Origin of the sequence: Rhizobium sp. UBA1881 (genome assembly GCF_002338015.1) — a bacterium.
In the GTDB taxonomy this organism is placed as follows: Bacteria; Pseudomonadota; Alphaproteobacteria; order Rhizobiales; family Rhizobiaceae; genus Rhizobium.
Genome location: NZ_DDHH01000172.1, coordinates 30,248 through 56,620, shown reverse-complemented (window position 1 = coordinate 56,620; position 26,373 = coordinate 30,248). Strand labels below are relative to the sequence as shown.

Below are 26,373 nucleotides of genomic sequence, written 5' to 3'. Positions count from 1 at the left end.
CCTGTGGGGGAGATGCCCGGCAGGGCAGAGGGGGGTATCCCCGGCAGAACGCCGAACTTGAAGCGCCCTCATTCCGCCGCCTCCCGACCCTGCGCCAGCATCTCGCCGACATGGCCGTGCTCGCGGCGGTCCTCACAGTGATCCGTATCCGAGCAGACGAACATGCGGCCGCCCTTGTCGTCCAGGATCACCTCGTCGAGATAGACGTCTTCCGCGCCGCAGAGCGCGCAAGGCTTGCCGAAGCGCTGGATTTCGAAGGGGTGATCCTCGAAATCGAGGCTGACGACTTCGGTATAGGGCGGGACGGCGTAGATGCGTTTTTCGCGGCCGGCGCCGAAGAGCTGCAGGGCGTCCGACATGTGCATTTTCGGATTGTCGAATTTCGGCGTCGGCGACGGGTCCATGACGTAGCGGCCGGCGACCTTGACCGGGTAGGCGTAGGTCTTGGAGATGCGGCCGTTATGGGCGATGTCCTCGTAGAGCTTGACGTGCATGAGGCCGTATTCCTCGAGCGCGTGCATCTTGCGGGTCTCGGTCTCGCGCGGCTCGAGGAAGCGCAGCGGCTCGGGGATCGGCACCTGGTAGACCAGAACCTGGCCCGCCCCGAGTTTTTCTTCCGGGATGCGGTGGCGGGTCTGGATGATGGTGGCATCCTTGGTGTGGGTGGTGACCGCGACATTGGCGACCTTCTGGAAGAAGGCGCGGATGGAGACGGCATTCGTCGTGTCGTCGGCGCCCTGGTCGATGACCTTCAACACGTCATCGGGGCCGATGATCGAGGCTGTGACCTGCACGCCGCCGGTGCCCCAGCCATAGGGCATCGGCATTTCGCGCGAGGCGAAGGGCACCTGATAGCCGGGGATGGCGATCGCCTTCAGGATGGCGCGGCGGATCATCCGCTTGGTCTGTTCGTCGAGATAGGCGAAGTTGTACGTGGCGAGATCGCTCATTCGGCTGCCTCCTTGAGATCGTCATCGCCGCCGGTGCGGGCGGCGTCGAAGTCGTTGCGCATGCGGCGGACGAGATCGAGCTCGGCCTGGAAATCGACGTAGTGCGGCAGCTTCAGATGCTCGACGAAGCCGGTCGACTGGACGTTATCGGCATGCGAGATGACGAATTCCTCATCCTGCGCGGGCGCGGTGACATCCTCGCCGAGTTCGCCGGCGCGCAACGCACGATCGACCAGCGACATGGACATCGCCTTGCGCTCGCTCTGGCCGAAGACCAGCCCGTAACCACGGGTGAACTGCGGCGGCGCCTTGGACGAGCCCTTGAACTGGTTGACCATCTGGCATTCCGTAACCTGGATGGAACCGAGCGAGACCGCGAAGCCGAGCTCGGGCACATCGAACTCCACCTCGACTTCGCCGATGCGGATTTCGCCGGTGAAAGGGTGGTTGCGGCCATAGCCGCGCTGGGTGGAATAGCCGAGCGCAAGCAAGAAGCCCTCGTCGCCACGGGCGAGCGCCTGCAGGCGCAGATCGCGGCTCATCGGGAATTCCATCGGCTCGCGGGTGAGATCGCCGATCTCGTGATCCTCGGGCATTTCGCCATCGCCCTCGATCAGGCCTTCATGGGCGAGGATCTCGGAGACGCGCATGACGCGGCCGGTTTCGGCCTCGCGCAGCACCGGCTCCTCGACGGCGCCATCCTCGAGCAGCGAGGGGTCGAGCAGACGATGCGTATAGTCGAAAGTCGGGCCGAGCAGCTGGCCGCCGGGCAGATCCTTGTAGGTGGCGGACACACGGCGCTCGATCTTCATTTGAGCCGTGTCGATCGGCTGCGAATAGCCGAAGCGCGGCAGGGTCGTGCGGTAGGCGCGCAACAGGAAGATCGCCTCGATCATATCACCGCGCGACTGGCGCACGGCGAGTGCCGCCAGCGTGCGGTCGTAAAGCGAGGCTTCGGCCATGACGCGGTCGACGGCGAGCGTCAGCTGCGCGACGATCTGCTCGATGCCGATGGCGGGAAGCGCGCGATCACCGCGGCGGCGATCGGCGAGCAGACGGTGGGCATTCGAAATGGCGGCCTCGCCACCTTTGACGGCAACATACATGGGTCACATCTCCGTTGCGGTGATCTTGGTGGTGCGCGGCAGGCAGACGAAACGGCTGCCGGAGGTGAGCACGATGTCGACGCCGCGCGGGAAGAGCACGCGATTTTCCGTCCACAGATGCAGGAAGCGCTCGGGGAGCCCAAGCGGCGCGACGTCGGTGACGGTCTTGATGCCGGGGCCCATCAGCGCGAGGCGACGACCGCCTTCGAGATCGGGCAACTCGATGACGAGCGTCGTCGAACGATCGGGATATTCCTGGGTGCCGGAGGCAAACAAGCCGAAGGAGGAGAGCGTGGCGCCTTCATCGACAAAGGCGAAACGGGCTTCGGCCTTTTCCGGCGTCACCGGCGCACCGGTGTGGAAGCCGAGCCATTGCGGCGTGGCGGACTTGGCCAAGGCCGGCGAGAGCCAGACGGGGGTGTCGTGATCGCACAGCGTCAGCGCGATGGCACCGGCGGCGATGCCGAGCGGCGCCGGCGGCTCGGCATCGGGCGACACGGTCTGGATGGTGCCGGGGCGGGCCATGGCATCCATCATCAGCTTGAAGACGCTCTGGGCGTGGAACACCGGCTCGGCGAAACCGCCGGAGAGAGCATCAGCGTTATGCGTTTCGGTCTTGATTGGCATCAGTCGTCTCCGCGAACCATGGTGAAGAAGTCGACCCGGGTGGCCGCGGTCTCGTCGGCCTTCTTGTTATCGGCATCGGCGACGCGGGCGGTCATCGGCGCAAGCAGGGTGGTTTCGATGGTGTCGCGGGTGGCCGGCTCCTGCCAGAGCGCATCGAAGATCGCCGAGAGGCGGGCCTTTTCGCGATCGGTGCCGAGCGCCTGGGCGTGGCCAATGGTGCCGGAAGCGAGGCGGATGGTGGCGCGGGTGACGGTGACCTCGCCGAGATTGAAGGCGGCACCGCCACCGCCCATGCGGCCGCGCACCATGACGAGGCCGGTTTCGGGGCCGCGCACGGCTTGCGCCACCGGCTTTTCCACCAATGCCTGCCAGGCCGCTTCCAGCTCCTGCCGCTCGGCGCGGGCGAGGAGATCGACGGTGCGCTTGCGCGCCCGGTCGCCCTCACTCAGCTCGGTCTTGCCTACCTTCTTTTCCGCTAAGGTCATCGCCACATCCTTTAAATGTCTATTGATATAGACAACCATACAAGCTATACCTAGACCTAAATCGCCGAGGTGACAAGCGTGTGACATTTCGGGGGCGCATAAGATAAAGGGCTAAAATGGCTGGGCAGGTTCAGAGACAGACGGGCGTGGCGCTGTGGCGGCAGATCGCCGACCGGATTCGCCAGGCGATCAGCGCCGGCGCATACGACGAGACGGGCATGGTACCGCCGGAGATGACGCTGGCCACGCAGTTCGGCGTCAACCGGCACACGGTGCGCAGCGCGCTGGCGGCTCTGGCGCAGGAAGGGATCGTGCGCGCCGTGCAGGGTCGCGGTACGCTGATCGAGCGCAAGGAACGGCTGAACTTTCCGATCAGCAAGCGGACGCGCTTCAACAGCGGCATCGGCGAGCAGGCGCGCGAGACCCGCGGGCTGCTGCTCGGCCATGGCGAGGAAGCGGCCAGCGACGAGGTGGCGCGCTGGCTGAAGCTTGCGCCCGGTACAAACGTGATCCGGCTGGAGACGGTGCGCAAGGCGGATGGGCGGCCGGTCTCGAGCGCGACCTCGTGGTTTCCGGCGGCGCGCTTCGCGGGCATGCGAGATGCCTACGAGACGACGGAATCGATCACCCGCGCCTTCGCCGCACTCGGCCTATCCGACTATATCCGCGCCACCACCGAAATCACCGCCGCCCACGCCGAAGCCGCCGACCTCTCGGCGCTGGAGCTGACGCCGGGCGCGATCGTGCTGATCACCAAGGCGATGAACACCGATCTCGATGGCGTGCCGGTGCAATATTCGGTGACGCGCTTTGCCGCCGACAGGGTGCAGTTTACGATTGAGAATTGAGGGGAGGCTCACCGGCCAGAGGCGGAGGGCCATTGCTGCGCGGCGTGTAAGATACGGAGGATGCGGACGGTTTCGCCGCTGATGCTATAGATCAGGAGATAGTGCCGATGCACGACGAACTCCCGCATTCCCTTCACGCGCCCGGGCCGCCCCATCGACGGAAACAGTTCCAGCCGCACCGCGGCGCGGGAAAACACATGGTCCAGTGCAATTGCCGCATTGATATCGGCTGCCCCGACAAACTCAAAGATGGATTGTCGGTCGATCGTCGCCTGGCGCGTCCAATGAACGGCCACGATTGCTAACGCATCAGTTTTGGCGCGCCGCATAACGACGCCGGGCAAATTCCGCTTCCACCTCATCGTTGGATATCAGATCGCCGGCATTGGCGGCGTCCAGTCCGATTTGAACCTCGCGCCGGAACCACCGGTCATATTCGGCATCGTTCTGCTGGCTCTCCACATACTCACGCATCAACCCCAGAAGCAGTTGCTCCGCGCTCTGATCCTGCGCTCTGGCGGCCTCGCCAAACGCTGTTTTGAGATCTTCATCGATACGAAAGGTAAATACGGCGTCCGGCACGACGTGCTCCATCTGTCACAGAGACGATGCAGCGTAGCACACGGACATTTCGAACGCCAAATGCCGTCTTCGGATCGTTAAGCGCGGGATTGGAGATCCGGGCAAGATGAAGGGCAATCCCCTCACCTCGCCTCCCAGGGAAAGTGCCCTGCCCCGTTGCCGGCGTCGAAGTCGGTGGAGAGGCTGAGGTCGCGCCAGGTGGCGTGTTCGGTGGCTCTTCGCGCGTCGTTTTGCTCGATGGCGCGGATGGCGTCGCTGCCAAGCGGAAGGCGTAGCGGCGGGTTGTCGAGGCTGGCGAGGTGGAGGATGGCGGCGGCGGCTTTTGCTGGGTCGCCGGGCTGCCTGCCGTCGTAGTCGCGCTGGTAGCGGGCCATCTTGCCGACGGTTTCGTCATATTCGGGGCGGCCTTCGCGGAGCGTGGTGGAGGCGCCGGCGAAATCGGTGCGGAAACCGCCGGGCTCGACGATGCTGACCTTGACGCCGAGCGGGCCGACTTCACGGCTCAAGGCCTCGGAGAAGCCCTCGACGCCCCATTTGGCCGCCGCGTAGGGCGCGCGTCCGGCCGGGCCGATGCGGCCGCCGACGGAGGAGACCTGGATGATGTGGCCGGCGCCCTGTCCGCGCATCAGAGGCAATGCCGCCTTGGTGACGATGATGGTGCCGAAGAGATTGGTTTCGATCTGGGCGCGGAAATCTGTGAGGCTGGTATCCTCGACCGATCCGACATCGCCATAGCCGGCATTGTTGACGAGGACATCGAGGCGGCCGAAGCGTTCGACGGCGGCCTTGACGGCCTGCTCCGCCGATTGCTCGTCGGTCACATCAAGCGAAATCGTCAAGACACTGGCGGGATAGCGCTGCTTGATATCGTCGAGCTGGGCGGGGTTGCGCGCGGTGGCGACCAGATTGTGCCCCTCAGCTAAAACCGCTTCCGCAAGCGCCCTGCCGAGGCCGCGCGAACTGCCTGTAATCAACCAAACCTGTGACATCCGAAATCTCCTTGATCCGTCGAAAGACCATATAGGCCTGACGGTATCTTCTTGAAAGAAGGTACCGGATGGATCTATACATACCTTATGGTAACTGAACTAAACGATGGTACATTCGACTTCTGCGAGACGCTGACGGATGCCGAGGACGCGCTTGCCCGCGAGATGCTGGAGCGCGCCAGCGCCAAGTGGCCGCTGCGCGTCATGCATATCCTTGCCGAGGCCAAGGGGCCGCTGCGCTTCTCACGGGTTCTGGAACGGGTGGAGGGCATCAGCCAGAAGGTGCTGACGCAGACATTGCGGACGCTGGAGGCCGATGGTCTCGTGACGCGCACGCTCTACCCGCAGGTGCCGCCGCGCGTGGAATACGAGCTGACGCCGCTGGGCGGCGAGCTGCTTGTGGAAGTGGTCGGGCTCTGGCAATGGATCGCCAACCGGCTGCCGGATTTCGAGGCGGCGCGGAAGCCGAAGGGTCAGACGGAAAACGGACCCGAGAACTAAGTAACTTCCGGTCTATCCGGAGAGGCGCCGCGCATCGGAGAGACGCGCGGCGCGATGATATTTAGTGCGCGCCGGACATGTCGCCGAGGACTTCCTTGGAAGCGACGGTCGAATCGGCGTTGAGCTTGTAGACCATGGGAACACCGGTCGCGAGGTTGACGCCGAGGATCTGTTCCTTGGTGAGCTTGTCGAGCACCATGACCAGCGAGCGCAGCGAGTTGCCGTGAGCGGCGACCAGAACGGTTTCGCCGCGCAGCACGCGGGGCAGGATTTCCGTCAGGTAATAGGGCCAGACGCGGGCGCCGGTGTCACGCAGGCTTTCGCCACCCGGAGGGGGAACGTCGTAGGAGCGGCGCCAGATGTGGACCTGCTCTTCGCCCCACTTGGCGCGGGCATCGTCCTTGTTGAGGCCGGAGAGATCGCCGTAGTCGCGCTCGTTCAGCGCCTGATCCTTGATCGTCTCGAGGCCGGTCTGGCCGACGTTTTCAAGGATGATCTTCAGCGTGTCCTGGGCGCGCTTCAGGTCGGAGGTGAAGGCGATGTCGAACTTGATGCCGGTTTCGGCAAGCGCCTTGCCGCCGGTGTTGGCTTCCTGAACGCCGAGCTCTGTGAGCTCCGGGTTCTTCCAGCCGGTGAAAAGGTTCTTCAGGTTCCAGTCGCTCTGGCCGTGGCGAACGAGGACGAGGGTACCGCTCATTATAAATTCCTCCTGATGAGATCAGTGTTGGGAGAGCCCGAGAACATCGAGCATGGAATAGAGACCCGGCTTCTTGTCGCGCGCCCAGAGGGCCGCCTTGACGGCGCCGCGCGCGAAGATGGAGCGGTCGCCGGCGCTGTGGGCCATGGAGACACGCTCGCCCTCGCCGGCGAAGATGACGGAATGTTCGCCGATGACGGAGCCGCCGCGAAGCGTGGCAAAGCCGATCGTGCCCGCTTCGCGCGCGCCGGTGTGGCCATCGCGGACGCGCACGGAATGGGTGGCAAGATCGATGCCGCGGCCCTTGGCGGCGGCTTCGCCCAGCAGCAGCGCGGTGCCCGAGGGGGCGTCGACCTTGCGCTTGTGGTGCATTTCGAGGACTTCGATGTCCCAATCGGCGGGATCGAGCGCGCGCGCCGCCTGCTCGACCAGCACGCTCAAGAGATTGACGCCGAGGCCCATATTGCCGGACTTGACGATGCGGGCATGGCGGCTGGCGGCCGAGATCTTCTGTTCGTCCTCGACCGAGCAGCCCGTGGTGCCGATGATGTGGACGATGCGGGCCTGGGCGGCAAGTGCGGCGAATTCATTGGTGGTCGCGGGCGTGGTGAAATCGAGCACGCCATCGGCGTGCAGGAAGGCGGCCAGCGGATCGTCGGTGATCGCGACGCCGTTGGGGCCGAGACCCGCGATCTCGCCGGCATCCTTGCCGATGAAGGGCGAGCCCGGGCGGCCGACGGCTGCGTGCAGCACGACGCCTTCGATCTCGTGCACCATGCGGATGAGCGCCTGTCCCATGCGGCCCGCTGCACCAACCACCACCAGTTTCATCGCAGCATCGCTCATGTCAGGCGTCCATCATTCACGTATCAGAAAGTCTCGGAGGCCGCTGGCCTCTGAAGGTTGTTGAGGCGAGCGTAAAGACCGTCGCTGCGCTTCGCAAGCGTCTCGTGATTGCCCTCTTCGACGACGCGGCCCTGCTGCATGACGACGATCTTGTCGGCGCGCACGACCGTCGAGAGACGGTGGGCGATGACGACGACGGTGCGGCCGGTCATGGCCTCGTCGAGCGCCTTCTGGACAGCGGCTTCCGATTCTGTGTCGAGCGCGGAGGTCGCTTCGTCGAGCAGCAGGATCGGAGCATTGCGCACCAGCGCGCGTGCGATCGACAGGCGCTGGCGCTGGCCGCCCGAGAGCGTCACGCCGTTTTCACCGACCGGCGTGTCGTAGCCTTCCGGCTGGGCGAGAATGAAGTCGTGGGCGTAAGCGAGACGCGCTGCTTCCTCGACCTCGGCATCGCTGGCGTCGGGGCGACCATAGCGGATGTTGTCGCGGATCGAGCCTTCGAAGAGATAGGGCTGCTGCGAGACATAGGCCAGCTGCTCGCGCAGCGACTTCTTGGTCACATGGGCGATGTCCTGGCCGTCGATCAGGATCTCGCCGGCCTTCGGATCGTAGAAGCGCGGGATGAGATTGATGATGGTCGACTTGCCGGCGCCGGAGGGGCCGACGAGCGCGGTGGTCTTGCCACCTTCGGCAACCATGTTGACGCCATCGAGCACATTGTCGTTGCCATAGGCGAAGGCCACGTCCTTGAGTTCGATACGTGCTTCGGTGACGATCAGCGGTTTCGCATCCGGCAGGTCGCGCTGGCGCGGCTCCATGTCGAGCAGCTCGTAGATCATCCGCGCGTTGACGGCGGCGCGTTCCATCTGCACCTGCAGCTTGGCAAGGCGGCGGGCCGGATCATAGGCAAGCAAAAGCGCGGTGACGAAGGAGAAGAAGGCGCCGGGCGGCACGTTCTGATAGATCGAGCGGTAGGCGGCGTAGGCAAGAACGCTGGCGACGGCGAAACCGGCGAAGCTTTCGGTCATCGGCGCATTGCGCTCGGACAGCTTGGCGATCTTGTTGCCGCGCTCTTCGGCGGCGACGATGATCTTGTTGATCTTCTGCTCGAGCTGCCGCTCCATCGTGAACGCCTTGACGATGGAGATGCCCTGAATGGTCTCCTGCATGGCGCCGAGCACGTGGCTGTTGAGATCGATGGCTTCCTTGGTGGCCTGTCGCAGGCGCTTGGAGAGATAGCGCAGCGCCAGAAGCAGCGGCGGCGCGAGAATGAGGACAGCGACGCTCAAGAGCGGGTCCTGATAGACCATGACGCCGAGCAGGGCGACGAAGGTCAGCAGGTCGCGCGCGGTGGAGGTGATCGTCAGGTTGAGGACATCGCGGATGCCACCGACATTCTGGCTGACCTGGGCGGCGATGCGGGCCGAACGCGCCTCGTTGAAATAGCCGACCGACAGCGTCATCAGATGCACGTAAAGGCGGCTCTGGTAGCGGGCGACGATGTTGTTGCCGATCTTCGACAGCGCCACCGCCTGGCCGTAGCTCGCGAAACCGCGAATGACGAAGGCGATGAAGATGGAGAGGCAGATGACCCAGACGACATCGGCGCGCCGGTTGGCGAAGGCCTCGTCGATGATCGAGCGCATGATCCAGGCCGTGAAGGCCGTCGATAGCGCGACGAGGACAAGACAGCTGATGGCGACGACGTAGCCCCAGATGTGCTCGCGGCCGTTTTCAGCGATGATGCGCTTCAAGACGGCGGTGACCGTGCCGCTGTCGACGGGGCGCTGCTGGGGATCGGATGAACGCAATAAAGACTTCCTGTCTCGTGACCATGCGAGCCGCTGCTGCGGCCCGCGCTCGAGCGGCTCTATAAAGAGTTGGCGCCCGTTTGGCTAGGTCTGTCCGGGCGCCGGACGCTGGGGGGGCTATCGACCCCAGCGGCGGCCATCGGTCGACACGCCGAAGGTGTCGGGCCGGCGGGCGTAGGACGAGAGGCCGGAGAGTGCGGCCAGCGGGTGGGTGACGACATAGGTCGGGATGGTCGAGAGCAGTGCCGTGTGCGGCGCCTTGTCCTCGAAACCGGCGCGAAACTCGGGCTTGCGCAGAGCGGCCAGGATCTTCTGGCTGATGCCGCCGGAGAGGAACACGCCGCCGCGGGCCATGAAGATCATCGCCATGTCGCCGGCGACGCGGCCGAGATAGGTCGAAAACAGCGAGATGGTCTCGACCGCGACCGGGTCGCTTTCGGCCAGCGCATGCGAGGTGATGTCGGCCGGGTCGCTGTACTTGGGCGCGATGCCATCGGCGGTGCAGATGGCGCGGTAGAGATTGACGATGCCGCGGCCGGAGAGGATCTGCTCGGCCGAGACGCGGCCCTCGATGGTTTCGACATAGGGGAAGATTTCAAGATCGCGCTTGCTGCGCGGCCCGAGATCGACGTGGCCGCCTTCGCCCGGAACCGGGATCCAGACGCCGCGCGCATGCACGAGGCCGCCGACGCCGAGGCCGGTGCCCGGTCCGAGCACGACGCGGGAAGCGACCATGTCCTCATGGGCGTCTGCATTGCCGAGGCGTTCGCGGTGTTCCGGCGCCAGATCGGAGATTGCAAGCGCCTGGGCTTCGAAGTCATTAACGACCAAGACATCCTCGATGCCCAGATTTTCGATCATCGACTTTGGACGCACAACCCAATCGCAATTGGTCAGCGGGATTTCGTCGTCGCTGATCGGGCCGGCGACCGCGAGGATGGCGGAACGCGGCTTGATCGCGCTCTTTTCCAGGATGGTGGCGCGGATGGCGTCGTCGATGGTCTTGAAATCGGCGGTGCGCACGTTCGGGAAATTCACCTGTTCGGCGTCGGCCGTCTCGATGATGGCGAAACGGGCATTGGTTCCGCCGATATCGCCGATCAGGATCGGGAAGGGCATGGAGGCGTCGCTGGTATCGAGCTGGTGCATGGCAGGTTCCATTGTTGCGCGTTCGCGCGCCGCTTATGCGTGAAGATTGGCGATCAGCCTGTCGGCCGTGGCCTCGTTGAGTGCCATTGGGATATCATAGACGATCGCAAGGCGCATCAAGGCCTTGACGTCGACGTCGTGGGGCATGGGGGTCAGCGGATCGACGAAGAAGATCAGGGCATCGACCTCGCCGGTGGCAATCAGCGCGCCGATCTGTTGGTCGCCGCCGAGCGGGCCGCTTTTCAACCGGGTGACATCAAGCGAGGGAGCGGCATCGAGAACGCGGCCGCCGGTCGTGCCGGTCGCGAAGATCGTCCAGTTCGCCTTGAGCGTCTCCTCGTTGCGGCGGGCGAATTCCGCCATGTCGTCCTTCTTCTGGTCATGCGCGATGAGCGCAAGGCACTTGCGGCCGGCCATCAGAAGCTCCCCCTCTAAATTCACTGGCATAATTCAATCGATTTGACCGCTTCTATACGAAGCGATCAGGGTTTTAAAGAGCGGTGTCGCGGTGTTCAACCGGCATCATTGCGCTGCGGGCTTGTCGTCCGGGATCGGGCCGAGATCGGGCAGCTCGTCGTCATTTGCGGCGGGCGGCGCGTCGATGGGCTGAGCGCGGAGCACTTCGGCAGCCGATGGGCCGCCATAGGTCGCGGCGCGCACGGAGGAGACCGCGGGCGCATCGAGAACCGCCTGGCAAGCCTTGGGCAGATCCGACAACATGACCTCGCGCGGCTTGACCGGTTTGGCATCCGGCTTCGGCGGCTTGGGCTTGGCCCATGGTGCAGGGCTGAACCACCAGGCGAGCGACTTGTCGCAGCCGTCGCCGGCGACGACAGGTGCCTGCGGCTTGCAATTGACGGCGCCCGGCGGGCACTTGATGCGGATGTGGAAGTGGGAATCGTGGCCGTATTCCGGGCGCAGCTTGCCGAGATTGGTGCGATCGCCCGTCCAGGTGTCGCACATCTTCTTCTTGATCGCCGGATTGACGAAGATGCGCTCGACCTGCGGATAGCTCGCGGCGCGCATCAGCAGACGGGCATGGGCCGGCGTCCAGACATTCGGGTTGATCGTCAGGAAGGCGTTCTTCTGCAGCATGGTCGTGAAGGGCAGCGCCTCGCGCTGTTCCGCCGTCATGCGGAAGTTGGGCATCGGCGTCAGCCAGATATCGGCATCGAGGCCGATCTGGTGCGAGGCGTGGCCCGTGATCATCGGGCCGCCGCGCGGCTGGGCGATATCGCCGACCAGCAGGCCCGGCCAGCCATCATATTTGGCGGCATCGCGCGACAGCTGCTCGATGGTGGAGAGCATGGCCGGATTGCCCCAGCGGCGATTGCGCGACAGGCGCATGGCCTGCCAGTTCGGACCATCGGTCGGAAGCGCCTCGGCGCCGGCCATGCAGCCCTTGGCGTAGAAGCCATAGGGTTGCGGAGCGCCTTGTGTCGGAAGCTGAACGCCGCCGAAGATCGCCTTGGCGCTGCCGGGGCTCGGCTGTTTCTGCTGGGCGGCGACATCGCTGGCGATAAGGCTGGCGCCGATCGCAGTGGCCAATGCCAGTTTACCGATTGAAGAGAGCGCCTGCGCGATGCGGAAAGCCATGCCGTATCCTGAACTGCTGCCGACCAAGGTCGAGTGATTTGCACCCGTTTTACCGTGAAATGCGATTCTGGTGAATCGATGTTTTTCGCGGGCGATCACGAGACATCGCGTCGGCCGGCAGCGGTGCACTCAGGCGTTGGCGATGATGTCGGCGGTTTTGCGGATACGCGACAGGCGCGGGAAGATGCGCTCGCAGGCGAAGGCGTGCATCTCGGCGGTGAACGTCGTCATCGCATCCTCGGCGGCGATGACCGCGTAGTTGTGGGCGAACGCATCGCGGATCGTGGCCTCGACGCCAAAATTGGTGGCGATGCCGGTGAGAATGACCGTCCGGATGCCGCGACGGCGCAGCTGCAGATCGAGCTCGCTGCCGTAGAATGCGCTCCATTGATGCTTGGTGATGCGCACATCCGGCGTCAGGTCAGCGATCTCGGGCGGTTCGCGCAGCGCCTCGGCCGGCAAGCCACCTTGTGGGAAGGCGATCGGTTCGTCGGTCGGCTGGTTGACAGCATCGGCATAGTCCGCGGAAAATCCGATGGTGACGAAGACGGTCGTGCCGCCGGCCGCTTTCAGCGACTTGGCGATCGCGGCGGTATTTTCGATCACCTGCTGAGCGGAATGAGGCGCGACGGGCCTGGAAATGATAAAGCCCTGCAAATCGATGGAGATCAGGGCGGTGGTCTTGGGATCGTAGAGGGACATGAAAGGCTCCGGAATAAACATGAGGATATCCTCGCAATTGGAAATATGAGGATGCCCTCACAAAAATCAAGTGCCGATTCGATCGATCGCTCGCCGAAGCAGAAGCGCGGGCACGAGCGCGTTGCCATTCTGACCGAGGCGGCCGCCAAGGTTTTTCTTGAGAAGGGCTATGAGGCCGCGACGATGACGGAGATCGCTGCCGAGGCGAAATCCTCGATCGGCTCGCTCTACCAGTTCTTCCCGACCAAGCCGGTGCTGGCCGAAGCGCTGCACATCGAGCGGATGCGGCAGCTGAACGCCGCGCTGGTCGAGCTGCAGAACGAGGTCGACGGCAAGCGGGCGTCCGAGATTGGCGACGCGATCTTCGCGCGGCTTGGCAGCTTTCTGGAGGATTACCGCGAATTTCCGGTGCTGGCGGCGCGGCGCGACATCCCCAAGGAGCGCAAGGTGAAATCGCGGGCGAAGCTGCGCGGCAACATCAAGGCGCTGCTGCAGAAGGCGAGCCCTTCTGTTGGAGACGATCTCGACCTTCTCTCGGCGCTGGTGCTCGAACTGCTGAGGATCATCGTGACGGCGGCGCACGATCCCGATATCGGCGGCGATCCGCGCATGGTGGCGGAGTTGCGGGGGATGCTGCGCAAAAGGCTGGAGGAAGCGACGGCCTGAGCAGCCGGGCTTGCGCTCACATTTGCGCGAAGCCGGACAAAAAAGGTTGCGTCACCTGTTTTTCGCCAGCATTTCGCCTATCCTCGAAAAAAGCGAAACAATTGGGGCTGGCGAATGGCGCGTGCGTGGTCGAGACTTGGTTTGGTGTTTTCTCTGTTGGGCGCTGCCGCCCTGCCCCTGCAGGCCGTCGCCCAGGAGCCGGTCTTCCGGATTGGAACGTCCACCATCGGCGAGCTGAAATACAAGCCCGGTTTCAAGCATTTCGACTATGTGAACCCGGATGCACCGAAGGGCGGCAATCTGAGACTTTCGGCATCGGGGACCTACGACACGTTCAATCCGCTGCTTTCCAAGGGGCAGGCCGCCGTTGGCCTGACGCTGCCGTTCGAGACGCTTATGAAATCGGCGGATGACGAGTTGCTGGCCTCTTACGGACTGCTGGCGGAAGGGCTCTCCTATCCTGATGACGTCTCAAGCGCGACGTTCAGGCTGCGCGCCGAAGCGAAGTGGGCGGATGGCAAGCCTGTGACAGCAGAGGACGTGATCTTCAGCTTCGACAAGGTGAAGGAGCTCAACCCGCTCGCTTCCAACTATTACAAGCATGTCGTGAAGGCAGAGAAATCGGGCGATCGCGATGTGACCTTCACCTTCGACGAGAAGAACAACAAGGAACTGCCGAACATCCTGGGGCAGCTCGTGGTCGTGCCGAAGCATTGGTGGGAGGGCAACGGGCCTGACGGCAAGCCGCGCGATATCGCCAAGACCACGCTGGAACCAGTGATGGGCTCGGGCCCGTACAAGATCGCGGCGTTCTCGCCGGGGGCCACGATCCGCTACGAGCTGCGCGACGACTATTGGGGCAAGGACCTCAACGTGAATGTCGGGCAGAACAATTTCGGCTCGATCACCTACACCTATTATGGCGACCGGGACGTGGAGTTCGAGGCATTCCGCGCCGGCAACAGCGACTTCTGGCAGGAGACGCTCGCGGCGCGCTGGGCGACCGGCTATGACTTCCCGGCCGTCAAGGAAGGCCGCGTGAAGAAGGAGGACGTGCCGAATGCGCTGCGCGCCACCGGCATCATGCAGGCCATGGTGCTGAACACCCGCCGTGATGCATTCAAGGACGAGAAGGTGCGCGAGGCGCTGAACTATGCCTTCGACTTCGAGGAGCTGAACCGCACCGTCGCCTTCAACAGCTACAAGCGCATCGACAGCTATTTCTGGAACACCGAGCTCGCCTCCTCCGGCCTGCCTGAGGGGCGCGAGCTGGAGATCCTGAACGGCCTCAAGGACAAGCTTTCGCCTGAGGTGTTCACCACCGCCTATTCGAACCCTATCGGCGGCGACCCGCAGAAGAGCCGCGACAACCTGCGCACGGCGATCAAGCTGCTCAAGGAAGCGGGCTGGGAGATCAAGGGCAACCGCATGGTCAATACCGCGACCGGCAAGCCGATGAGCTTCGAGATCCTCCTCTCCAGCCCCGTCTTCGAACGCTGGGCCGTGCCATACGCCAACAATCTCAAGAAGATCGGCATCGATGCGCGGGTGCGCACGGTTGACGCCTCGCAATATACCAACCGCGTCCGCAGCTTCGACTATGACGTGATCTGGAACGTGTGGGCCGAAACGATGAACCCCGGCAACGAGCAGGCCGACTACTGGGGATCAGGCTCCGTCAACCAGCAGGGCTCGCGCAATTATTCCGGCATTTCCGACCCGGCGGTCGACGCGCTGATCCGCATGGTGATCTTCGCGCCCAATCGCGACGAGCAGGTGGCGTCGATCAAGGCGCTCGACCGCGTGCTGATGGCGGGCCACTATGTCGTGCCGCTCTTCTACCGCGACACGCAGTCGATCACCTACTGGAACACGATCACCCGGCCGGCCGAATACCCGACCTATGCGACCGGTTTCCCCGACGTCTGGTGGTCGTCTTCCGCCAAGAAATGAGCGGACTTGCATTGGCCTGACGGCTGGGCTCCAAATGGGCCCACCGAATCACCTCGGACCATGATCAGCGCCGGTACGGACCGGCAGAGGAAGGCTTGACGATTGAGCGGCGATAGACTGGACAGCCTACGACAGAACTCCCCGGAGGCCGCTCGCTGATGGGAGCCTATATCCTTCGCCGCCTGCTTTTGATGATCCCGACCATTATCGGCATCATGGCCATCTCGTTCACCGTCATCCAGTTCGCGCCCGGCGGGCCTGTCGAGCAGGTGATCGCGCAGCTGACGGGCGACGCTCAAGGGGCGGACGCCCGCCTTTCGGGCGGCGGCGGCGACCTGATGGGATCGGGCATGGACGAAGGCGGCTCGAAATATCGCGGCGCGCAGGGGCTCGATCCGGAGCTGATCAAGAAGCTTGAGAAGCAGTTCGGCTTCGACAAGCCGCCGCTGACGCGCTTCGGCGAGATGATGTGGAACTATATCCGCTTCGATTTCGGCGAGAGCTTCTTCCGCAACACGTCCGTTCTCGACCTGATCAAGGACAAGCTGCCGGTCTCGGCCTCGCTCGGGATCTGGATCATGATCTTCTCCTACGGCATCTCCATTCCGCTCGGCATCCGCAAGGCGGTGAAGGACGGCTCGACCTTCGACGTGTGGACCTCGGGCGTCATCATCATCGGCTATGCCGTTCCGAGCTTCCTGTTCGGCATCCTCTTGATCGTGCTTTTCGCCGGCGGATCCTTCTACGACTGGTTCCCGCTGCGCGGTCTCGTCTCCGACAATTTCGACCAGCTTGCGTGGTGGCAGAAGCCGCTCGACTATTTCTGGCACCTGGCGCTGCCGCTGATCTCGCTGTCGCTGGCAGCATTTGCCACAACGACGCTGCTCACCAAGAACTCCTTCATCGAAGAGATCAAGAAGCAGTATGTGGTGACGGCGCGGGCCAAGGGGCTGAACGAGCGCAAGGTGCTCTACGGCCACGTGTTCCGCAACGCCATGCTGATCATCATCGCCGGCTTCCCCGGTGCCTTCATCTCCGCCTTCTTCACCGGCTCGCTGCTGATCGAGAACATCTTCTCGCTCGATGGGCTGGGGCGGCTCGGCTATCTCTCGGTGGTCAACCGCGACTATCCGATCGTGTTCGCGACGCTCTACATCTTCTCGCTGCTAGGCCTGTTCGTCAGCCTGATCTCCGACCTGATCTACACCTGGATCGATCCGCGCATCGACTTCGAGCGGAGGGACGTGTGATGGACACCGCCGCAAAGCCCGCGACCGCCACGCCCGTCAAGCCGCCGCGCAAGGGGCTGCTTTCGCCGACCAACATCAGGCGCTGGAAGAATTTCAAGGCCAACCGGCGCGGCTACTGGTCGCTCTGGCTGTTCCTTCTCATCTTCGGGCTCAGCCTGTTTGCCGAATTCATCGCCAACGACCGGCCGATCATCGCCTCCTACAAGGGCGAGATCCTGTTTCCCGTTCTCGTCAATTATCCCGAGGAGAAGTTCGGTGGCTTCCTGGCCGAGACCGACTACCGCTCCGACGTGATCGCCGACGAGATCAAAGCTAATGGCTGGATGATCTGGCCGCCGATCCGCTATTCCTACCGCTCGGTGAACTCCAACATCCCGCACTCGGCGCCGACCGCGCCCTTCTGGATGATGAGCGAGCAGGAGCGCTGCTCGGGCTATCCGCAAGGGGTTAACGACCCCAACTGCACCTGGAGCAACCTCAACTGGCTGGGCACCGACGACCAGGCGCGCGACGTGCTCGCCCGCGTGATCTACGGTTTCCGCATATCGGTGCTGTTCGGGCTGGTGCTGACCATCTGCTCGGCCGTCGTCGGCGTCAGCGCCGGTGCGATCCAGGGCTATTTCGGCGGCTGGACCGACCTTTTGCTGCAGCGCTTCATCGAAATCTGGTCGTCGATGCCGGTGCTCTATATCCTGCTGATCATCGCCGCGATCCTGCCGCCGGGCTTCTTCGTGCTGCTCGGGATCATGCTGCTGTTCTCATGGGTCGGCTTCGTGGGCGTGGTGCGCGCGGAGTTCCTGAGAGCGCGCAATTTCGAATATGTTCGCGCAGCGCGCGCGCTCGGCGTCGGCAATCGCACGATCATGTGGCGGCATCTTTTGCCGAACGCGATGGTCGCGACGCTGACCTTCCTGCCTTTCATCCTCTCCGGCTCGATTACGACGCTGACCTCGCTCGACTTCCTCGGCTTCGGCATGCCACCGGGCTCACCTTCGCTCGGCGAGATGATCGCCCAGGGCAAGGCCAACCTGCAGGCGCCATGGCTGGGGCTGACGGCCTTTTTCGCGATGTCGATCATGCTGTCGCTGTTGATCTTCATCGGCGAGGCGGTGCGCGATGCGTTCGATCCGAGAAAGACGTTCGGATGAGGGCGGCCTCGTCATGGCAGGGGTTTGCGGGTAGAGTTGGTTTTTACGCAACTTTTGGAGCATGACCGCGATGAACAAGATTGTGCGTGATCATTATCCTGTCGCCAACCTTCCCGAGGATTTGAGGGAGGGTTTCGCCGACGATGCAACGGTGCGTGTCGTGCTTGAGGTCGAGACGTCGAAAAATGATACGGTAGAGAACGATGATCCGCTGCTGCGCGACGGACCGATCGAGGCGCATGAGCTGATGGCCATACGTGAACGCCTGCAAGCGGATGGCCGCAAGTCGGTTTCCGAGGAGGAGGCTGTCGCCCGTATTCGCGAATTGCGCGATGAGTGGGATTATTGATGGCAGGTGTAGGGCGCGTCTATCTCGACACCAATTTCATCATCATGGCCTTCGAGACCTTTGACGAGGTGTCAACGAAAGCCACGCGCCTTCTTTCCGATGCAAGAATTCTGACCCCGCCTCGTTTCGTTACGAGCGAGATCACGCTGGCTGAGCTTTTGGTGCTGCCCTACAGAAATGCCGACCGCTCACTGATTTCTTTCTACGAAAATCTGCTGCGCGGCAACATGACGATGGACGTCCAGCCGGTCACCCGCGACATTCTTCTATCGGCGGCTCAGCTCCGAGCCGCCAATCCAGCCCGCAAGCTGCCTGACGCCGTTCATGTCGCAACGGCGATTGCCAGCGGCTGCACGCACCTGCTTTCCTCCGACAAGCGGATCGGACCGGGGCCGAACGAGACCCTTCCCTTCGCCCTTGCCAAACCCGACGACGCCACCCTGACCTCCCTGATCGAGAGCCTGTCCTGATGTCCGAACCCTTGCTGTCCGTCCGCAATCTTTCCGTCGCCTTCCACCAGGGCGGCGCGACTTCAGTGGCTGTCGATGGCATTTCCTTCGACGTCAACAAGGGCGAGGTGGTGGCGCTGGTGGGAGAGTCCGGCTCGGGGAAATCGGTATCGGCCAATTCGATCCTGCGGCTGCTGCCCTACCCCTCGGCCAGTCATCCCTCCGGTGAAATCCTGTTCAAGGGCAAGGATCTCCTGAAGGCATCGGACAAGGTGCTGCGCGAGGTGCGCGGCAACGACATCACGATGATCTTCCAGGAGCCGATGACTTCGCTCAACCCGCTGCACAATATCGAGAAGCAGATCGCCGAGATCCTCGAACTGCACCAGGGGATCAAGGGACAGGCGGCGCGCACGCGGGTGCTGGAGCTGCTCAACCAGGTCGGCATCCGCGAGCCGGAGAAGCGGTTGAAGGCCTATCCTCACGAGCTCTCGGGCGGGCAGCGGCAGCGCGTGATGATCGCCATGGCGCTCGCCAATCGCCCGGAACTGCTGATCGCCGACGAACCGACGACGGCGCTCGACGTCACTGTGCAGGCGCAGATCCTCGAACTCTTGCGACAGCTCAAGGGCCAGCATGGGATGTCCATGCTGTTCATCACACACGACCTCGGCATTGTGCGCAAGTTCGCCGACCGGGTCTGCGTGATGACCAAGGGCAAGATCGTCGAGACCGGAACGGTCGAGGAAGTCTTCACCAATCCGCAGCATCAATATACCCGCCACCTGCTGGCGTCAGAGCCGCGCGGCGAGCCGCCGCTTGCCGACAGCTCCAAGCCGATCGTGATGCAGGGGTCGGACATCAAGGTCTGGTTCCCGATCAAGGCGGGGCTGATGCGCAAGGTGGTGGATCACGTCAAAGCCGTCGACGGAATCGATCTGTCGCTGCGCGCCGGGCAGACGCTGGGTGTGGTCGGCGAATCCGGATCGGGCAAGACGACGCTCGGGCTGGCGCTCACCCGGCTGATCTCCTCGCAGGGGCGGATCAGCTTCGTCGGCAAGGATATAGCCAGCTATTCATTCACCGAGATGCGGCCGCTGCGCAATCAGTTGCAGGTGGTGTTCCAGGACCCCTACGGCTCGCTCAGCCCGCGCATGTCGGTGGGCGACATCATCGCCGAAGGGCTGAAGGTGCACGAGCGCGGGCTCTCCTACGAGGAGCGCGACCGGCGCGTTTGCTGGGCGCTGGAGGAAGTGGGGCTCGATCCCACCACTCGTTGGCGCTATCCGCACGAATTTTCCGGCGGCCAGCGGCAGCGTATCGCCATTGCCCGCGCCATGGTGCTGAAGCCGCGCTTCGTGATGCTCGACGAGCCGACATCGGCGCTCGACATGAGCGTTCAGGCGCAAGTGGTCGATCTCCTGCGCGACCTGCAGCAGAAGCACGACCTCGCCTATCTCTTCATCAGCCACGATCTGAAGGTGGTGAAGGCGCTCGCCAACGAGGTGATCGTGATGCGCTTCGGCAAGGTGGTGGAACAGGGGCCATCGGCCGATATCTTCCGCGCGCCGAAGGACGACTATACCAAGGCGCTAATGGCGGCGGCCTTCAACATCGAGGCGCGGCCGACGCCTGCAGTGCAACACTAACGATATCAGAGCCCCAGACACCATGTCAGCTTCTAAGCCAGCCCCCATTCTCGTCGATCTAAAGTTCAATCCCGATACCGTCGCGCGCATCCTGAAGACCGCCTTTCTCGATCGCGGCAGCATCAATATCGCCGATCCCGAGACGAAGGGCCGGGATCTATCCGATCTCGACTACGCGCTGCTTTGGAAGCCGGATGCGGATCTGTTCGAACGGGCGCCGAACCTGAAGGTGATCTTTTCGGGCGGTGCTGGCGTCGACAGCTTCATGAACCTGCCCGGGCTTCCCGATGTGCCGATCGTGCGCTTCGTCGACCACAGCCTGACGACGCGGATGAGCGAATGGGTGGTGATGCAGTGCCTGATGCACCAGCGTGGACAGGCGGAGCACGACCGATTGCAGCGCCGGCGCGAATGGGGCCACGACGTAGCGCCGGAGGCATCGGAGCTTACCGTCGGCGTCATGGGCCTCGGCGTGCTCGGCCAGGATGCGGTCAAGAAGCTGACGGTGATGGGCTTCAACGTCATCGGCTGGTCGCGCTCGGCCAAAGAGATCGATGGCATCGAGACCTTCGACGCGAGCGGGCTCGACGCCTTCCTTTCGAAGACCGACATCCTTGTCGGCCTGCTGCCGCTGACGCCGGAGACGACGAAATTCTACAATGCCGCGCTGTTTTCCAAGCTCCGCCAGGGCGGTGCGCTTGGAAAGCCGGTGTTCATCAATGCCGGGCGCGGCAAGAGCCAGGTCGAGGCCGATATCGTCTCGGCGATCGAAACCAGCGTGCTTGGCGGCGCGTCGCTCGATGTCTTCGAGGTCGAGCCTCTACCTTCGGACAGCCCGCTCTGGGACCTGCCTGGTGTCTTCATCACGCCGCATGATGCGGCAAGCTCGGAGGAGAACGCGCTGTTTCGCCATGTCGAGCGGCAGATCGCCCGCTTCGAGCAGGGCGAACCACTGCAATATGTGGTCGATCGCGATCGCGGTTACTGAGGCGGGAACCATCGTTGCCGATGGCCGTTTCTTTCCCTGATGTTTTGAGGGCGGCCGATACCGCCCGGTTTGGGAAGGGGCAAACATGGTCGAACGGATCGAGAGACCGTGGAGCGAAGGCGCTCAGGCGCAAAAAGACACGACGGCCGGAAGGACCAAGCGAAAGTCGCCGACCAGCGTCCGCATCTTACGCATGCTGATCGCGGCGCTACTTCTGGCGTTCGCCGTCTGGATTCCGGTGGAAATTTGGAGCCGCTATCACCTACCGCAGCCGGACGAACCGGCACATGCTACGACCGCTCCGGCTCAAGGCGGTGGCGGACAGTCCGGCACGGAAGCGCCGACGCCTGCCGGGCGGGCAAACGCGCCGCAGACAAACGCGCAGTAGGCGGGCGCGACGCTTGACCCGGCTTTCGGGGAAATCGCGGGGTCTTATTTGTTCTGGACATTACCGGCACAGTTTTCGATAAGAAAGCGCACAGGCCGGTTGTCGTGCGCCGTTCGCGGCGCCTGCACCCGGATTGGATAGGGTGGAATCGATGGCGAAGACAGATATTGCACGGCGCGTTTACAACCACGCTTGGAAACTCGACCCAATCGTCCGCAGCCTGATCGACACGGACTTCTACAAGCTGTTGATGCTGCAGATGATCTGGAAGCTCTATCCGGATGTCAACGCCACCTTCACCGTCATCAACCGCACCAAGCGGGTGCTGCTTGCCGAGGAAATCGACGAGGGGGAATTGCGCGCGCAGCTCGACCATGCGCGCACGCTTAGGCTCTCCAAGAAGGAGATGATCTGGCTGGCGGGTAACAGTTTCTATGGCCGCGCGCAGATCTTCGAGCCCGAATTCCTGGCCTGGCTGTCGCATTTCCAGCTGCCGGAATACGAGCTTTCGAAGCGCGACGGGCAGTACAGGCTGGATTTCCACGGCTCGTGGAAAGAGACCACGATGTGGGAAATTCCGGCACTCGCAATCATCAACGAGCTGCGCTCTCGCTCAGCGCTACGCGCGCTCGGGCCGTTTACGCTCGATGTGCTCTATGCCCGCGCCAAGGCGCGCATGTGGGAGAAGGTCGAGCGGCTGCGCGAACTGCCGGGCCTGCGCATCTCCGACTTCGGCACGCGGCGCCGCCACAGCTTCCTGTGGCAGCGCTGGTGCGTCGAGGCCCTGAAGGAAGGCATCGGTGCGGGCTTTACCGGCACCAGCAACGTGCTGCTCGCCATGGACAACGATCTCGAGGCTGTCGGCACCAACGCGCATGAACTGCCGATGGTGGCGGCCGCCCTTGCCGAGACAGACGACGAGCTGCGCAACGCGCCCTACAAGGTGCTGCGCGACTGGAACAAGCTTTACGGCGGCAACCTTCTGATCGTGCTGCCCGATGCCTTCGGCACGGCGGCCTTCCTGCGCGACGCGCCGGAATGGGTGGCGGACTGGACGGGCTTCCGCCCCGACAGCGCTCCCCCGATCGAAGGCGGCGAGAAGATCATCGAATGGTGGAAGAAGATGGGACGCGATCCGCGGCAGAAGATGCTGATCTTCTCCGACGGGATGGATGTCGACGCGATCATCGACACCTACAAGCATTTCGAGGGACGCGTACGCATGAGCTTCGGCTGGGGCACCAACCTCACCAACGACTTCGCCGGCTGCGCGCCGACCGAAATCTCCGGCCTCAACCCGATCTCGATCGTCTGCAAGGTCAGCGACGCCAACGGCCGTCCGGCCGTCAAGCTCTCCGACAACCCGCAGAAGGCGACGGGCGAGCCTCAGGAGGTGCAGCGCTATCTGAAGTTCTTCGGCACCGAGGATCTGGTCGATCAGGCCGTTCTGGTCTAAGGCGCTTACCAACGCATGTGCTTTGGGGATGAGGGAACGGCCACGTGATCTCGTGACAGCGACGTGACGTCAATCTGCCGCCCGACCCCGTTCTTAAGTTAACGGCAGTCGCGTTCCGAAGCTGCGTTTACAGCATATTGGCGGGGATGCAAGGCGGCAGGTCGTGCTTGCCTCGTCATGTCAATCAATCAGGCGAGACGGGCGCCTCGCTTTTGGGCGCCCGTAGCCCGCTTACTTGACGACGAGGATCGCCTTGCCGCGAACCCTGTCGTAGAGGTCGATGATGTCCTGATTGAACATGCGCACGCAGCCGGAAGAGGCGTTCTTGCCGATCGAGCGCCATTCCGGCGAGCCGTGGATGCGGTAGAGCGTGTCCTGGCCATCCTGGAAGATATAGAGCGCGCGGGCGCCGAGCGGATTGCTGAGCCCCGGCGGCATGCCCTCTTTCCACTCGCTGAGCTTCGGATTGCGGCCGATCATCGACGGCGTCGGTGTCCAGGTCGGCCATTTGCGCTTCCACTGGATCACCGCCCGCCCCTTCCAGGCGCGGCCCTGGGCACCGAGGCTGACGCCATAGCGGATCGCCCGGTCGTTCTTCAGAATGAAATAGAGGAACTTGGTCTCGGTATCGACGACGATCGAGCCCGGTGGTTCGTCGCTATGATAATCGACCTCCTGGCGAAGATAGCGCGGATCGACCTCGGCATAGCTGATCGCCGGCAGACGATAGCTGCTGTCGTCGAGATCGGCGTAGATCAGCGGATAATCCGGCTTGTCGACCGGGCGCTCCGGCTGCGACACGGCGGCCTTGGCGACGGGTGCTGCAGCCTCGACGGCCGGCGGCTTGGGCATGGCGACGTCGACCGGTTGGGAGGGAAGCTGCGTGCAGGCCGCAAGCAGCGAAACGCCGGCCGCCGCGACAAGCGGCCGAAGAATGGAGAGGCTATGCAATTTCAGGGTATCCAATGCGAGAGGTAAGCTGTGATCCACCTCCCTGGCCGGGCATCGGTGACCAAATTGTGTTCGCGGACGGAAATACAGAAGGGCCCGGGAGCTTCGGCGCGGGGTTGTTGGCGGAATGCAACACGGGGCGTGAAACGCATGACATAGGGCGCAAAAAGCCGGCGTTGGCTAACGGATCGCACGTCAATGGGGAGACGGAGATAGCAGCATCGATTTCCGAGGAAATGGCGGACAAGGTGGGATTCGAACCCACGGTACGCTTTCACGTACACACGCGTTCCAGGCGTGCGCCTTAAACCACTCGGCCACCTGTCCTGCTGCTTGATTTGGCACCCTTCGGCGCAAATCGTTGGAACGGCGCGATATATACCGAGGAATTTTCAGGGATCAACCTAAATCTAACAGTTTTTTGACTTCTTCCAGCAAAAGTGCCGGAATGCGGTCCATTGCGGTTCCGGCGGCAGGGCACTAGTGTCTTGATGTCTTGGAGAATGGGCGCAACTGGCCGGGCCAAATCCGGCGGATCGGTGGCGGAGAGTGTAATGCGTTTCCTTTTGCGTTTGGCGAGCCTGATCGCGCTGGTGGTTGCGGTGATTGCCGGAACGATCGACAGCATCCAGTCCGTGGCGGCATCCTCCGTCGTCATCACGCCGATGGGCGACGCCTGGCAGGACATGAGCGCATCCTCCTTCGAGGCGCTGCAATCGACCATCGCCTACTATATCCATCCCCGCTTCTACACGATCGCCTTCCAGTGGCTGATGATGCAGCCGGCTTTCGCGGTGTTTCTCGTGCTTTCGCTGTTGCTGTGGATGGCGGGGTATAAGAAGCCGCCGGTGGCTGGCCGTTTCGCGGCTTAGGCGAGACGCCGGTCTCAGGCATGCTTGTCCACATTTATGCTACCTGACGTGGCGGTGAACGCCCTTTGGCGGCCATGCGCGCATGATGCGGACACGAGGCGCGTCGCGGCTGGAGGTGCATGGCGGCGTCTCAAATGGCTAGAAAAATCGCATTTTAGCGGTGCTTTTGCGTAAAAAACGATTGCGCTGGCCGGTTTTTACGCAAAGTCGGTGATTTTTTACCAGCCGAAAAATTTCTCGTGAATTTTCATTGGAGCCATGCAAGGATGCGGCAAGCCAGGCCTCCGGGGGGAGGTCGGTGGTTCCGCAGACATGCCTGAAAACGGGCTTGCGGGAGGACCCCTAACAAATAGCAACAACAGGGCTGCACAATGAAAAAATCCCTTCTGACCGTCCTTGCCGTGGCTGCCATGTCCACGACGGCGCTCGCTGCCGACGTCAAGCCGGCACTGGTCTACGGCACCGGCGGAAAGTTCGACAAGTCCTTCAACGAAGCCGCCTACAATGGCGCCGAGAAGTTCAAGAAGGAAACCGGTATCGCCTACCGCGACTTCGAGCCGACCGGCGACACCCAGGGCGAACAGGCCATCCGCAACTTCGCCAGCCGCGGCTTCAACCCGGTTGTTGCCGTCTCCTTCGCCTGGACCTCGGCGATCGAAAAGGTTGCCGCCGAATTCCCGGACACCAAGTTCATCATCGTTGACGCCGTTGTCGACAAGCCGAACGTCCGCTCGGTCGTCTACAAGGAAGAAGAAGGTTCGTACCTCGTCGGCGTTCTCGCCGGCATGGCATCCAAGACCGGCAAGGTCGGCTTCGTCGGCGGCATGGACATTCCGCTGATCCGCAAGTTCGAGTGCGGCTACGAGCAGGGCGCACGCGCTGCCAACGCCAAGATGGAAGTGTTCCAGAACATGACCGGCACGACGGGTGCTGCATGGAACGACCCGGTTCGCGGCGGTGAGCTCACCAAGAACCAGATCGACCAGGGCGCCGACGTGATCTACGCGGCAGCCGGCGCAACCGGTCTCGGCGTTCTGCAGACCGCCGCCGACAACAAGAAGTTCTCGATCGGCGTCGATTCGAACCAGAACCACCTGCATCCGGGCTCGGTCCTGACCTCGATGGTCAAGCGCGTCGACCTCGCGGTCTACAACGCCTACACCGACACCAAGGCCGACAAGTTCACCGGCGGCGTACAGTCGCTCGGCGTCAAGGAAGACGGCGTTGCTGCTGCCATCGACGACAACAACAAGGCGCTAATCACGCCTGAAATGCTGGCCGCCGTCGAAAAGGCCAAGGCAGACATCATCGCGGGCACCGTCAAGGTTCACGATTACACCTCGGACAACGCCTGCCCGAAGTGAT

At 63.1% G+C, this 26,373-nt stretch carries 29 protein-coding genes and 1 tRNA gene; 14 read left to right on the top strand and 16 right to left on the bottom strand.

Annotated elements, in window-relative coordinates; translation table 11 throughout:
* Positions 1 to 68 precede the first annotated feature (68 nt).
* The 4 genes from B3605_RS21345 to phnG are packed head-to-tail and all read right to left on the bottom strand — an operon-like array spanning position 69 to position 3,168.
* Positions 69 to 950 carry an alpha-D-ribose 1-methylphosphonate 5-phosphate C-P-lyase PhnJ gene (locus B3605_RS21345; RefSeq protein ID WP_018899231.1) on the bottom strand — a complete coding sequence of 294 codons (882 nt, stop codon included), beginning with the start codon at positions 948 to 950 and terminating at the stop codon, positions 69 to 71.
* Positions 947 to 2,056, bottom strand: a complete 1,110-nt coding sequence (locus B3605_RS21340) for a carbon-phosphorus lyase complex subunit PhnI (RefSeq protein ID WP_112945184.1) — start codon at positions 2,054 to 2,056, stop codon at positions 947 to 949. The genes B3605_RS21345 and B3605_RS21340 overlap by 4 nt, the downstream gene beginning before the upstream one ends.
* Positions 2,057 to 2,059: 3 nt before the next feature.
* A complete protein-coding gene (gene phnH, locus B3605_RS21335) occupies positions 2,060 to 2,683 on the bottom strand; it encodes a phosphonate C-P lyase system protein PhnH (RefSeq protein WP_112945183.1) in 624 nt (207 codons plus the stop codon).
* A complete protein-coding gene (gene phnG, locus B3605_RS21330; RefSeq protein WP_112945182.1) occupies positions 2,683 to 3,168 on the bottom strand; it encodes a phosphonate C-P lyase system protein PhnG in 486 nt (161 codons plus the stop codon). Before phnG ends, phnH begins: the two co-directional genes overlap by 1 nt.
* A gap of 116 nt (positions 3,169 to 3,284) precedes the next feature.
* Between phnG and phnF the strand changes: the two genes are divergently transcribed.
* Positions 3,285 to 4,016 carry a phosphonate metabolism transcriptional regulator PhnF gene (gene phnF, locus B3605_RS21325; protein WP_112945181.1) on the top strand — a complete coding sequence of 244 codons (732 nt, stop codon included), beginning with the start codon at positions 3,285 to 3,287 and terminating at the stop codon, positions 4,014 to 4,016.
* Positions 4,017 to 4,024: 8 nt separating this feature from the next.
* Here the strand turns inward: phnF and B3605_RS21320 are convergent, their stop codons facing one another.
* The 3 genes from B3605_RS21320 to B3605_RS21310 form a co-directional block, all read right to left on the bottom strand.
* The gene (locus tag B3605_RS21320; protein ID WP_296435937.1) at positions 4,025 to 4,360 is read right to left on the bottom strand and encodes a type II toxin-antitoxin system RelE/ParE family toxin; all 336 of its coding nucleotides are present in this window, start codon (positions 4,358 to 4,360) and stop codon (positions 4,025 to 4,027) included.
* Positions 4,326 to 4,598, bottom strand: coding sequence for a CopG family ribbon-helix-helix protein (locus B3605_RS21315; protein ID WP_296435935.1), 273 nt, complete (start codon positions 4,596 to 4,598; stop codon positions 4,326 to 4,328). The genes B3605_RS21320 and B3605_RS21315 overlap by 35 nt, the downstream gene beginning before the upstream one ends.
* A 122-nt stretch (positions 4,599 to 4,720) precedes the next feature.
* Positions 4,721 to 5,587 carry an oxidoreductase gene (locus B3605_RS21310; protein WP_112945179.1) on the bottom strand — a complete coding sequence of 289 codons (867 nt, stop codon included), beginning with the start codon at positions 5,585 to 5,587 and terminating at the stop codon, positions 4,721 to 4,723.
* A gap of 87 nt (positions 5,588 to 5,674) precedes the next feature.
* On the opposite strand from B3605_RS21310, the gene B3605_RS21305 reads away from it, so the two are divergent.
* The gene (locus B3605_RS21305) at positions 5,675 to 6,088 is read left to right on the top strand and encodes a winged helix-turn-helix transcriptional regulator (RefSeq protein ID WP_112945178.1); all 414 of its coding nucleotides are present in this window, start codon (positions 5,675 to 5,677) and stop codon (positions 6,086 to 6,088) included.
* Positions 6,089 to 6,149: 61 nt separating this feature from the next.
* Here the strand turns inward: B3605_RS21305 and B3605_RS21300 are convergent, their stop codons facing one another.
* The 7 genes from B3605_RS21300 to B3605_RS21270 all read right to left on the bottom strand — a co-directional run bounded on the left by B3605_RS21300 (position 6,150) and on the right by B3605_RS21270 (position 12,889).
* Entirely contained in the window at positions 6,150 to 6,785 is a 636-nt protein-coding gene (locus B3605_RS21300; RefSeq protein ID WP_018899221.1) for a 2,3-bisphosphoglycerate-dependent phosphoglycerate mutase, read from the bottom strand.
* Positions 6,786 to 6,806: 21 nt separating this feature from the next.
* Positions 6,807 to 7,631, bottom strand: coding sequence for a 4-hydroxy-tetrahydrodipicolinate reductase (gene dapB, locus B3605_RS21295; RefSeq protein ID WP_047506729.1), 825 nt, complete (start codon positions 7,629 to 7,631; stop codon positions 6,807 to 6,809).
* A gap of 23 nt (positions 7,632 to 7,654) precedes the next feature.
* Entirely contained in the window at positions 7,655 to 9,442 is a 1,788-nt protein-coding gene (locus B3605_RS21290) for an ABC transporter ATP-binding protein (RefSeq protein ID WP_112945177.1), read from the bottom strand.
* 117 nt (positions 9,443 to 9,559) lie between these two features.
* Positions 9,560 to 10,591, bottom strand: coding sequence for a glucokinase (locus tag B3605_RS21285; RefSeq protein ID WP_018899218.1), 1,032 nt, complete (start codon positions 10,589 to 10,591; stop codon positions 9,560 to 9,562).
* Positions 10,592 to 10,624: 33 nt separating this feature from the next.
* Positions 10,625 to 11,008, bottom strand: a complete 384-nt coding sequence (locus tag B3605_RS21280; protein ID WP_047506724.1) for a methylglyoxal synthase — start codon at positions 11,006 to 11,008, stop codon at positions 10,625 to 10,627.
* A 105-nt stretch (positions 11,009 to 11,113) separates the two neighbouring features.
* Positions 11,114 to 12,187: a penicillin-insensitive murein endopeptidase gene (gene mepA, locus B3605_RS21275; protein WP_112945175.1), complete on the bottom strand. Its 1,074-nt coding sequence runs from the start codon at positions 12,185 to 12,187 to the stop codon at positions 11,114 to 11,116.
* Between the two features lie 129 nt (positions 12,188 to 12,316).
* Complete coding sequence (locus tag B3605_RS21270; protein ID WP_112945202.1) at positions 12,317 to 12,889, bottom strand: hydrolase; 573 nt, start codon at positions 12,887 to 12,889, stop codon at positions 12,317 to 12,319.
* A 51-nt stretch (positions 12,890 to 12,940) separates the two neighbouring features.
* On the opposite strand from B3605_RS21270, the gene B3605_RS21265 reads away from it, so the two are divergent.
* The 10 genes from B3605_RS21265 (at position 12,941) to pncB (ending at position 23,185) form a co-directional block, all read left to right on the top strand.
* The gene (locus B3605_RS21265; protein ID WP_112945174.1) at positions 12,941 to 13,555 is read left to right on the top strand and encodes a TetR/AcrR family transcriptional regulator; all 615 of its coding nucleotides are present in this window, start codon (positions 12,941 to 12,943) and stop codon (positions 13,553 to 13,555) included.
* 114 nt (positions 13,556 to 13,669) lie between these two features.
* Complete coding sequence (locus B3605_RS21260) at positions 13,670 to 15,508, top strand: extracellular solute-binding protein (protein ID WP_112945173.1); 1,839 nt, start codon at positions 13,670 to 13,672, stop codon at positions 15,506 to 15,508.
* Between the two features lie 158 nt (positions 15,509 to 15,666).
* Positions 15,667 to 16,758 carry a microcin C ABC transporter permease YejB gene (locus B3605_RS21255; RefSeq protein ID WP_111563118.1) on the top strand — a complete coding sequence of 364 codons (1,092 nt, stop codon included), beginning with the start codon at positions 15,667 to 15,669 and terminating at the stop codon, positions 16,756 to 16,758.
* Positions 16,758 to 17,906 (top strand): ABC transporter permease, encoded by a 1,149-nt coding sequence (locus B3605_RS21250; RefSeq protein ID WP_112945172.1) that lies wholly within the window; start codon positions 16,758 to 16,760, stop codon positions 17,904 to 17,906. Before B3605_RS21255 ends, B3605_RS21250 begins: the two co-directional genes overlap by 1 nt.
* 61 nt (positions 17,907 to 17,967) lie before the next feature.
* The gene (locus B3605_RS21245; protein ID WP_296435925.1) at positions 17,968 to 18,255 is read left to right on the top strand and encodes a hypothetical protein; all 288 of its coding nucleotides are present in this window, start codon (positions 17,968 to 17,970) and stop codon (positions 18,253 to 18,255) included.
* On the top strand, positions 18,255 to 18,725 hold the full coding sequence (locus tag B3605_RS21240) for a type II toxin-antitoxin system VapC family toxin (protein WP_112945170.1): 471 nt from the start codon (positions 18,255 to 18,257) through the stop codon (positions 18,723 to 18,725). The genes B3605_RS21245 and B3605_RS21240 overlap by 1 nt, the downstream gene beginning before the upstream one ends.
* Entirely contained in the window at positions 18,725 to 20,353 is a 1,629-nt protein-coding gene (locus B3605_RS21235) for an ABC transporter ATP-binding protein (RefSeq protein WP_018899208.1), read from the top strand. Before B3605_RS21240 ends, B3605_RS21235 begins: the two co-directional genes overlap by 1 nt.
* Before the next feature lie 22 nt (positions 20,354 to 20,375).
* Positions 20,376 to 21,341, top strand: a complete 966-nt coding sequence (locus B3605_RS21230) for a 2-hydroxyacid dehydrogenase (RefSeq protein ID WP_112945169.1) — start codon at positions 20,376 to 20,378, stop codon at positions 21,339 to 21,341.
* Positions 21,342 to 21,426: 85 nt separating this feature from the next.
* On the top strand, positions 21,427 to 21,729 hold the full coding sequence (locus B3605_RS21225) for a hypothetical protein (protein WP_112945168.1): 303 nt from the start codon (positions 21,427 to 21,429) through the stop codon (positions 21,727 to 21,729).
* Positions 21,730 to 21,880: 151 nt separating this feature from the next.
* The gene (gene pncB / locus B3605_RS21220) at positions 21,881 to 23,185 is read left to right on the top strand and encodes a nicotinate phosphoribosyltransferase (protein ID WP_112945167.1); all 1,305 of its coding nucleotides are present in this window, start codon (positions 21,881 to 21,883) and stop codon (positions 23,183 to 23,185) included.
* Positions 23,186 to 23,416: 231 nt separating this feature from the next.
* On the opposite strand, the gene B3605_RS21215 is transcribed toward pncB, so the two are convergent.
* Together B3605_RS21215 and B3605_RS21210 are read right to left on the bottom strand one after the other, a co-directional pair.
* The gene (locus B3605_RS21215) at positions 23,417 to 24,136 is read right to left on the bottom strand and encodes a L,D-transpeptidase (protein WP_296435921.1); all 720 of its coding nucleotides are present in this window, start codon (positions 24,134 to 24,136) and stop codon (positions 23,417 to 23,419) included.
* Positions 24,137 to 24,373: 237 nt separating this feature from the next.
* Positions 24,374 to 24,463, bottom strand: a tRNA-Ser gene (locus B3605_RS21210).
* A gap of 227 nt (positions 24,464 to 24,690) precedes the next feature.
* On the opposite strand from B3605_RS21210, the gene B3605_RS21205 reads away from it, so the two are divergent.
* Both B3605_RS21205 and B3605_RS21200 read left to right on the top strand, forming a co-directional pair.
* Complete coding sequence (locus B3605_RS21205; RefSeq protein ID WP_112945165.1) at positions 24,691 to 25,008, top strand: hypothetical protein; 318 nt, start codon at positions 24,691 to 24,693, stop codon at positions 25,006 to 25,008.
* A 371-nt stretch (positions 25,009 to 25,379) separates the two neighbouring features.
* On the top strand, positions 25,380 to 26,372 hold the full coding sequence (locus B3605_RS21200) for a BMP family lipoprotein (protein WP_018899202.1): 993 nt from the start codon (positions 25,380 to 25,382) through the stop codon (positions 26,370 to 26,372).
* Position 26,373: the final 1 nt, after the last annotated feature.